The sequence below is a fragment of the [Flexibacter] sp. ATCC 35208 genome, assembly GCF_001975825.1.
Taxonomy (GTDB): Bacteria; Bacteroidota; Bacteroidia; order Chitinophagales; family Chitinophagaceae; genus Chitinophaga.
Window position 1 is genome coordinate 1 of sequence record NZ_MTKN01000120.1, and the last position, 8,719, is coordinate 8,719.

Sequence of the window (8,719 nt, forward strand, 5' to 3'; positions counted from 1 at the left end):
ATTGTTATCTGCCGATTACATCGTGTATGTTTGATGTCAAACATTGTCACATTATGTCGAATTATGTCACTTTATGTAATTAAGAAAATGAACATTATCGAGATATTTATAATGTGTCAAGTTATTACAAGGACCCAAAAACACACTGTAAACTAAAATCCGGACTACGAAATGTCTAACACACATCAAAATCAACCTATTGGATGACATATTGATTTCCATTTGAAAACCATTTGAAAACTATTCGAAAATATTTAAGGTGTATTGAACTCCTGTCAAAAACATGTTTAAATAACATTATTGCGATCTTTAAACTCCGCACGATCTATTACATCTCTTATGTCCACGTTATAATACTTACAAAGCCGAAGCAATCTTGTCATGCAAAAGTTATAATACGTCCCATTTTCAACTTTACTGAGTATACCGGGAGACATCTTTGTATCCTTTGCAACCGTCTTCAGACTCTTCTTATGGTTTTTCCTTAATGAAAACATTTCCTCACCAATACATGTCACAAAATAGTCGGCTTTCTGCTGAGTATTGTTGTTGTTTTTAGGCTTGCTCATTGATTATTTACTGTTAAAGGGAAGCTAATAGGTTGACTTGATTCCAGGCTAATTTGTTTCCTGTCGTAGAACTTTTCGGCCAGGTCTAATAAGGTCGTGACCCTGCCTAATAATATTTTCGTCACCTCAATAGATACCGTGTACTTCTCATTGTATCTGGCCTCAGAATAGGCTCTGTTCAATGTATTGAAGAGGTCTGTTTCTTCTTTTGTCTGACGGGGAAAGATAGTTACCAGTTCTTGAGAGAAATTACATATTAGGTCCAATAAGCGGGAAAGATTATGCGTCGTTGGTCGGAAGCCTATATATACCCTTATTATTGCGACACAGGCATGTTCCACTGACTGATGTAAGTCAAAAATGGTCTGTTCATTCCACCCATTATCAAAACAATAATTCGCTGTCTTTAAAAAACGACGTGACATACTAAAACGCCTGTGCCAGTCACCTTCTATTAAACTTCTCAACACGGGTATATCTAATTCCTCGGGAGGTGCAGATAAGGGTAAACAATTACCGTTATACAACATTACACCTTTACGATAAACAGTAGAAATAAAGCGGCTACCACTTTCTAATGCTTTGTTAGCCGCATTCAGTTGTTGGACAATAATAGTGGTGTTACAACCTAATGGGTATGCTTGTTGTTCCGCTATCTCAATTATTTCATAATGGGCTCTTTTCTCTTCATCATTGGTTATAATCAAAAAATCATAAGTAGGATTTATACTTTTATTATAGGCATCTCCATCAAAAAAGCAACTCCAGCCATCAATAGTGCTAGTTCGATAACCATAACATATAATTTTGACTGGGTAAACAGCCAGCACTATCTTCTGTATTAATTGTACAAGTAGTGCTACCTGTTGTTTGGGTAGATGTTGTAAGGTTGTTGCATCCATATAAATGAGTTAAATTTTTAATTATTGAGTTAAGCTTGACCTTGTGTACTTATCAGGACTAAAAAGGAGGTACCAGTGGCATCACTTTTGGCAAGCATAAGATCACCGCCTAATGATTCAGCATATAACTTGCTGATGTATAACCCTAGCCCCGTACCTCCCAAACCTTCATCAAGAGATTGAAACGGTTTAAACAATAGGGGAATTTTATCAGTAGGAATACCCTGCCCACAATCGGATATTTGGAATAACAGGCGGCCTCTAAGGCAACAGATATAAATGAAAATACTTGTATCAGATGAGGCAAATTTCAATGCGTTGTCTATTAAGTTCTTTAGAATCTGTCCCAGCTTTACTTCATCTGTCATAATATATTCTGGTACGTTGCGTCGGAAATTGATTTTGATTTTTACAGAACGGATAGCGGTAATCAGTTTATATTGCTGAACCTGTTCCTTTAACCATTCACGAATTTGGATACGTATTGGTAATGTCTTTATTGCCAGTTTTCCACCTTCAACAGTATTTGTTGCCATCATGTTATTTAAAACATGCAAGACGTTTATACTCATTGAGTTGATATGCGACAAATAGAAGTTCTTATTCTTTCTGCTTTCTTTCTCATGCAGGAGTATATTACTGGCTGTGCATATACCGGCTATCTGAGTTCTCATCTCATGAGCAAGCATGCCCATAAAGACTTGCATAGTTTCAGAACTGGTAGCTGGCATTACTGACTGTGGGTTATGTGGTATTAACATGAAAACGGTTTAGAGAGTTAATGACATAGAAAGGCCGCATCCCCATTGGAGGGACAATTTTAAGGAAGTAAATATCAGTGAGTTGTTGGCAAGAGGAGCCTGATGCAGGGGCATAAAAAAGCGCAGGCTAATTCTTACTTCGGCTGCTGCGGCACTCGGAATGCCTTACCCACCTACAATAAGAACGCCCGCGCCATAACGCGAGCGATTTACCTTATAATCTGTGGGCTTGATACTTTCCGAGTTTTCAGCAGCAGACAACAAAGGCAAACACGCTATAAATTTCTTTATGTGTTCGCGAAATTAATAATTTCGCTCAGGAACTGTCAATTGTTATTTTAATCATGGAAATAAAGATAAAATTATTTCTATTAAAATAGACCAAATGATAGTATTAAAAGACCATTTATGTCTATTTAAAGAACAAATAAGTCTATTTAAGTTCGTAATCAATAAATTATGCTTGCATTATATTTGTTTTGACCACTAGAGATATGAAACAAAGCAAATACAATCAGATAAAATCCGTTTTAGCCCGCACTGATAAAACCAGCAAGGATTTAGCGCAATTGCTTGGGGTCAATGAAAGAACTGTTTCCCGCTGGTGTACTAATAGCAGGCAGCCAAGTTTAGAAACCCTTTATGAAGTAGCCAGGGTTTTAAAGGTACAGGTGACTGAACTCTTGGCACCTATGGAAAATATATAGCGAAATTTTACAATACAGAAAAAAGACCTTATCGATTTTAATATAGTATTCCAATATGTCGAGAATTTAGAATAATTCTGCTCAGAGCTTAAATATATGTACTCCTGACAGCACTTCAGACTACATAAAATAGATATTTAATATTTCCACGTTTTAGTTTATAAACCTCTGATTTACATAGTATCACATTTACTATTTAACTTCAAATATTCGCTATTTTCACTAAAATCTATTGTCATATGTATGTATCGAGGTTACGCCTGTGGAACTTCCGCAAATTTGGTGGTGTTACGACTATGGATATTGCTCATCCAAACTTGGACCTTCTCCTTCATTCCGGCCTGAATTTATTAATTGGAGAAAACGATTCTGGGAAAACAGCTATTATAGATGCCATTAAATTGGTGCTTAAGACTCACAGCGGTGAATGGATTAAAGTGGAAGATGATGATTTCCATTTAGGAACCAGCCGATTCCGCATTGAATGTATCATCGAGGGATTTACAACACCAGAAGCAAAAAACTTTACGGAATGGCTTGCTTGGAATCCTCAAAATAATACACCCTATCTCAAGCTAATGTTGGACATTTCAAAAAATAACAGCCGTATTCTCCCTGCTGATGTAAAGGCAGGCGCTGACGATGAAGGCCAGCTATTGACAGCAGATGCAAGAGATAACCTCAAGATAACTTATCTTCGGCCCCTACGAGATGCCGTCAACGAATTATCCTCACGCCGCAACTCACGTCTTTCGCAGATATTAAATAGTCACGAAGCTTTCAAAGATAAAACAAACCACCTGTTTGTTACACTTACTCAGGCACTTAATGCGAAGGTGGGTACCTATTTCAAAGGTACTGATGATGCAGGTGTTCCTTTGCCACCTGACCAACAGGCAGGTAAGCAACTGAAAGACATTATGGATGGTTACTTGGACAAATTTTCTGGTAAAAAGACCACTTTCAACGTTACTAGCCAAGAACTGCGTAGTATACTTGAATCATTGTCACTGCTGTTTGAGAATGAACAAAATCTTGGTCTGGGCAGCCATAACCTGCTTTGCATGGCGGCGGAATTGTTACATTTGGAAAAACAACCCTGGGACGGATTGCGTCTTGGGCTTATTGAAGAAATTGAAGCTCACCTGCACCCACAGGTACAAATGCAAGTCATAGAAACGCTTCAGAAGGAAGCATCTGCCAGTTCTATTCAACTCTTAATTACTACACATAGCCCGAATATTGGCTCCAAAATAAAGCTGGAAAATCTTATCATCTGCCAAAATGCGAAAGCATTTTCTATGGGTTCAGCTTACACCCAGTTATCACCAACAGACTATACATTTCTCGAGCGCTTCCTTGACACTACAAAAGCCAATCTATTCTTCGCACGTGGTGTGATACTTGTCGAAGGTTGGGCAGAAGAATTGTTACTACCAGTGCTAGCCCAAAAAATAGGTATAAACCTTACCAAAAAAGGAGTGTCAATTATTAATGTTGGTAGCACTGCCTTATTACGTTATGCAAAAATTTTTCAACGCCAATTGGGACAGCAAATGCATTGCAATGTTGCTGTTGTAACAGACGTAGACATTAGACCAATTGAACATGGAGAAACTTATGAAATTGAAGATCCAGTTGGCAGTGGTAATATACATAGTCTACCCTATACACAGCAACAAATAGATCAACGAATTATTCAAGCCACTGCTACAAAAAAGGCAAGCTACAATGGCCAAGTCGTTGAGACTTTTGTAAGCCCTTTTTGGACATTAGAATACTGTATTGCTTTATCAACCAAGCTTCGGCAACTTTTTTATACTTCCGCTCTTGAAGCATTAAAAGAACAACGTATAGATGCTGATGTGCAGCGCCTGGCTAACTATGATAGTGCCATTCAGCAGATACCCAGCTATTTTAATAGATGGCAGGATTCAGCGAGCATTATTGCATATGCAATATATAATCATATTTGGACAGGAAATACCTCACTGAATGTAAAAAAAGAGCCTATTTCCAAAACAATTGTTGCACAGCAATTTGCTAACGCATTACTAGCTGATCAAACAATTACGGACTACGAAACTGAAAGATCTCTTACCTACATATTTAATGCTATACGTCATGCTGCAAATCAACCTTAGTGATATCGCTTATGCCGAAAACATCTTATTCAGTAGAACAGGTGTATTTGATGCGCAAAGAATTGCATATATACAAGAGATGAACACTTGCGATCTACAGGCAGTCCCCGGAAGTGGTAAAACGACTGCTCTATTAGCAAAGCTGCTAATCATCGAGCGTCATTTACCCTTGGTTGGAAGCCGGGCAGTACTCGTCCTTTCTCACACGAACGCAGCTGTGGAGGAAATCAAACATTCTATCGGGATGCATTGCCCAAAATTGTTCTCGGGTAACCACTTCGTTGGCACGATTCAAGCCTTTGTAGACCAGTTTCTGGCATTTCCTTATTATCAACAAAAATTTAATAAAAAGCCACTGCGCATTGACGATGATTTGTACAAAGAAAAAGCGCATCAGTTTTCAAGTTTTTCATTTGCTGGCTTTGGCCAAATCCAAAATATGGCAAAACAATTCTTACGAGGAAGAGACAGACCTACATCCATTAGGTTCACAGGAACTTTAAGCCAACCACAAGTGGCGAGTGATATTGCCGGCACGCAAATCAATATTACAAATCCACAGATAAGAAATGGAAGACAGGATTGGACGCAGGCAGAAAAAGACAGTGTACAAAGGTGGTTACTTTCCTTTAAAAAAAAGTTATTACGAGATGGATATTTATGCTTTGATGACGCGTACTTTCTAGCTAATAGTTACCTTTCAGAGTTCCCAGCAATACTACAAATTTTGCAAACAAGATTTCAGTACATTTTTGTGGATGAGATGCAAGATATGGCAGCTCATCAGTTTCAACTATTGGAGACGCTATTCGGAATACCAATAGCCGGAGCTACTGTTTACCAAAGAATTGGAGACAAAAATCAGGCAATCTATTCGGATGTTTCGCGACAGATAACAGCTTGGATTGATAGACCTCGCGTACTGCAAATCACAGGCAGTCATCGGTTATGCCCCAATATTGCCGCTGTTGTCCAACGTTTGGCAGCCAGCCCCATTGCAGTAGTAGGACTAAAACAGAATGCAGACGGATCTCCAATTAGGCATTTACCACACTTACTAGTTTATAATGATTTAACCGCGCAGCAAGTAATTCCTCACTACGCCACATTGCTTCAACAATATCGTGCTAATGGCACGTTACCCGGTTCGAATACAGATGTATATAAAGCAATTTGCTGGCGGACCCAAGATGAACAAAATAGAGTAACAATCCGCACTTTCTTTCCTAACTATAACAATGGGCATAAGAAAATACGGATCACTCACGATATCATGGAAAACTATTTGTACATGTTCGACACGAACTCAAAATCAGTCTACTCCGTAGGGAAAAACTTACTAAATGCATTACTACAAGTATTACGTATAGAAAGCGTTTCCAATCCCGCAGGCTTCTCTTTTTCTAAAAACGAACTATATGAATATCTTAAAGATATGTTCCCAACCCTTTATAACGAATTACGAGAATCCATCTTCATTTGGAGTAGTGAGATCTTGAAGGGAAATCAAACAGCTGTGTTGGCAGCAATGAAATTATTCATCCCCCGATTGCTTGTCGTTTTTAATAAACACGTTTCATCGTCCAGAAATTTTATTAATAATACAACAGCGATTAGAGTCCAACCTGCGAATGTCAACCAAATAAATCAAGGAAATTGGTTTAAAACACAGGATTTTTCTATTGAAGTGGCTACAGTTCACTCTGTTAAAGGACAAACCCATACCGCAACTCTTTATATGGAGAGTTACTACCAAAAGTCTGTCCGAAACTCTGGTTGTTATGAATCAGAACGCTTATCCCATTTCATTTTAGGACACCCGAGTTTAGCCCCTCATCAAATTTACCTAAAACAATCATTAAGAATGGCCTACGTAGGATTTTCAAGACCAACTCATCTCCTTTGTTTTGCTGTGCATATTGACCGGTTTAATACGAGATTAAATGCTCTCTCTCCAAACGATTGGCACATAATACATATCTAATGTGTGTGCTCATAACCCATGTAACTTTTGGGGATCTTATTAACAGTCTTCAAATCAAAATTAATTTAAACTGATATGGGAGCTTTCTATATAAGTGTTACTGAATACTATGCCCGTATTGTTGAAGTAGTCGCAATAAAAACTGGTATCATCCTTACAATAGAAGAAGTATATGAAATACTAAAGAAACAATGGCCAAAAGACGTTAATGACCCAGAACATAATGGAACCATTCGAATGAGAGAAGACACAATGGATGCGTACATTCATCATATTCGATACAAGCTAGGCAACATCACATCGGACATGCGCGGACCTTATTTAGCCTCAAAACATTTATTCAAATGGATGAAAGCCGGCTATAATCCGGCAGATGCACTCCAAAAGACAGGAGAGTTTGCTAGTAATCACAAAAATCAAAAAATAGACCCTTTAATTCTAATCAAATACTTGCAGACTGAGCTAGATATCCCTTTTGATTATGCCTTCGATATAGTGAAAAGTGTAGCAGAAAGTCAAGAGCAAGAAAATTATATTTATCCTAGTGAGGTTAAAGAATGGCTTGGCGGCACACCACTGAGTAAGCTTTTCAATGCGGAAATTAAAACCGATGGAAGTGGCTTCATTCCCCAAGGGTTTTTAGATTATTTGGCGGTAAATCAGGATAAGCTCGAAAATATTCACTGGCGGAATTTTGAGCGATTTTGCGCTGCATTTTTTAAAAAATTAAATTACACCGTCGAACTTGGTCCTGGTTCTAAGGACGGAGGAATCGACATAAGAGCCTATGATGACAACAATCCGGATAGTCCATTGATTGTGATACAATGCAAAAGACATAGTTTAAGCAATGCAGTAAAGATTAACGTCGTTAAAGCATTTTATGCAGATGTTCAATTCGAGAACGCAAGTCATGGAATTATTATAACGACTTCTCACATAGAGCCAGGCGGTAAATCGATATCACAGGCCCGACATTATCCGTTGTCATTTTTTGAAAACGAGGATGTGAAGCAAATGGCTATAACTATGTGGCGGCATGCAGGGAAGTTAAAATAGCATAATAAAAAAAGTAATGAAATGAAAATACCCTATCATTATGTGCCGATTCTAAATTCAGGTTCTGTCCAGACACTGCTCCAATTTAGCGCCTCCGATAGCGCAAAGATTTGATGGTGTTCGTTTATGAATGAATTGATTATTTCATTCTTTCCTGATTTCTCGGTAAAATAGATGACATTTTCAAATGAAAGTGTTGCATTCTTTGTAATATTGAAGGAGCCGGTCCAAAGGGCAACTGGATCATAAGTTTTGTACATTTCTGTCTCAGTAACATTACAGAATACCAGAAATTTGTGGTGCGCCCTCGGGAAAGCGGATCTGTTTTCTTTGTTATGATTGCCTACACACCTAATGCCATCAACAGTAGGGTCAGCACATACTGAGAGGTCTCCCATTGGTTTTCTAAATTGATGTCTTTCGATATCACATTTAACCCCCTTGTATAACTTCCAAAGTTCGGTTTTCCAAGCATCCACATTTTTTACATTCACATCCGGTCTTAGAAAATCCTCTTTCTGCACAACGATTTGAACGTTTTTACATTTGCCAAGGGCTTTTAATACAGGGGTTGAGTAAGTATTCGGACCTCG

The 8,719-nt window shown here is 38.2% G+C and carries 8 protein-coding genes; 4 read left to right on the plus strand and 4 right to left on the minus strand.

Annotated features, from left to right (window positions below; all coding sequences use genetic code 11):
• Positions 1-287: 287 nt before the first annotated feature.
• The 3 genes from BW716_RS39310 to BW716_RS33695 are packed head-to-tail and all read right to left on the minus strand — an operon-like array spanning position 288 to position 2,232.
• Positions 288-569 carry a helix-turn-helix domain-containing protein gene (locus BW716_RS39310; protein ID WP_083730449.1) on the minus strand — a complete coding sequence of 94 codons (282 nt, stop codon included), beginning with the start codon at positions 567-569 and terminating at the stop codon, positions 288-290.
• A complete protein-coding gene (locus BW716_RS33690; protein ID WP_083730450.1) occupies positions 566-1,471 on the minus strand; it encodes a HEPN domain-containing protein in 906 nt (301 codons plus the stop codon). Before BW716_RS33690 ends, BW716_RS39310 begins: the two co-directional genes overlap by 4 nt.
• 29 nt (positions 1,472-1,500) lie before the next feature.
• Positions 1,501-2,232 (minus strand): sensor histidine kinase KdpD, encoded by a 732-nt coding sequence (locus tag BW716_RS33695; RefSeq protein ID WP_083730451.1) that lies wholly within the window; start codon positions 2,230-2,232, stop codon positions 1,501-1,503.
• Between the two features lie 494 nt (positions 2,233-2,726).
• On the opposite strand from BW716_RS33695, the gene BW716_RS33700 reads away from it, so the two are divergent.
• From BW716_RS33700 to BW716_RS33715, 4 genes are all read left to right on the plus strand, one after another.
• A complete protein-coding gene (locus tag BW716_RS33700) occupies positions 2,727-2,939 on the plus strand; it encodes a helix-turn-helix transcriptional regulator (protein ID WP_083730452.1) in 213 nt (70 codons plus the stop codon).
• A 239-nt stretch (positions 2,940-3,178) separates the two neighbouring features.
• Complete coding sequence (locus tag BW716_RS33705) at positions 3,179-5,083, plus strand: ATP-dependent endonuclease (protein WP_083730453.1); 1,905 nt, start codon at positions 3,179-3,181, stop codon at positions 5,081-5,083.
• Complete coding sequence (locus BW716_RS33710; protein WP_179091388.1) at positions 5,064-7,067, plus strand: UvrD-helicase domain-containing protein; 2,004 nt, start codon at positions 5,064-5,066, stop codon at positions 7,065-7,067. The genes BW716_RS33705 and BW716_RS33710 overlap by 20 nt, the downstream gene beginning before the upstream one ends.
• A gap of 75 nt (positions 7,068-7,142) precedes the next feature.
• Positions 7,143-8,126 carry a restriction endonuclease gene (locus BW716_RS33715; RefSeq protein ID WP_083730455.1) on the plus strand — a complete coding sequence of 328 codons (984 nt, stop codon included), beginning with the start codon at positions 7,143-7,145 and terminating at the stop codon, positions 8,124-8,126.
• A 38-nt stretch (positions 8,127-8,164) separates the two neighbouring features.
• Here BW716_RS33715 and BW716_RS37275 read toward each other — a convergent pair.
• Positions 8,165-8,719: hypothetical protein (locus BW716_RS37275; RefSeq protein WP_083730456.1), on the minus strand; the 555-nt coding region annotated here is incomplete at its 5' end.

What these genes read in the sequence shown, in the direction of transcription:
- BW716_RS39310 (WP_083730449.1), bottom strand. Translation starts at nt 569, where the DNA reads ATGAGCAAGCCTAAAAACAACAACAATACTCAGCAGAAAGCCGACTAT.
- BW716_RS33705 (WP_083730453.1), top strand. Translation starts at nt 3,179, where the DNA reads ATGTATGTATCGAGGTTACGCCTGTGGAACTTCCGCAAATTTGGTGGT.
- BW716_RS33700 (WP_083730452.1), top strand. Translation starts at nt 2,727, where the DNA reads ATGAAACAAAGCAAATACAATCAGATAAAATCCGTTTTAGCCCGCACT.
- BW716_RS33715 (WP_083730455.1), top strand. Translation starts at nt 7,143, where the DNA reads ATGGGAGCTTTCTATATAAGTGTTACTGAATACTATGCCCGTATTGTT.
- BW716_RS33690 (WP_083730450.1), bottom strand. Translation starts at nt 1,471, where the DNA reads ATGGATGCAACAACCTTACAACATCTACCCAAACAACAGGTAGCACTA.
- BW716_RS33710 (WP_179091388.1), top strand. Translation starts at nt 5,064, where the DNA reads ATGCTGCAAATCAACCTTAGTGATATCGCTTATGCCGAAAACATCTTA.
- BW716_RS33695 (WP_083730451.1), bottom strand. Translation starts at nt 2,232, where the DNA reads ATGTTAATACCACATAACCCACAGTCAGTAATGCCAGCTACCAGTTCT.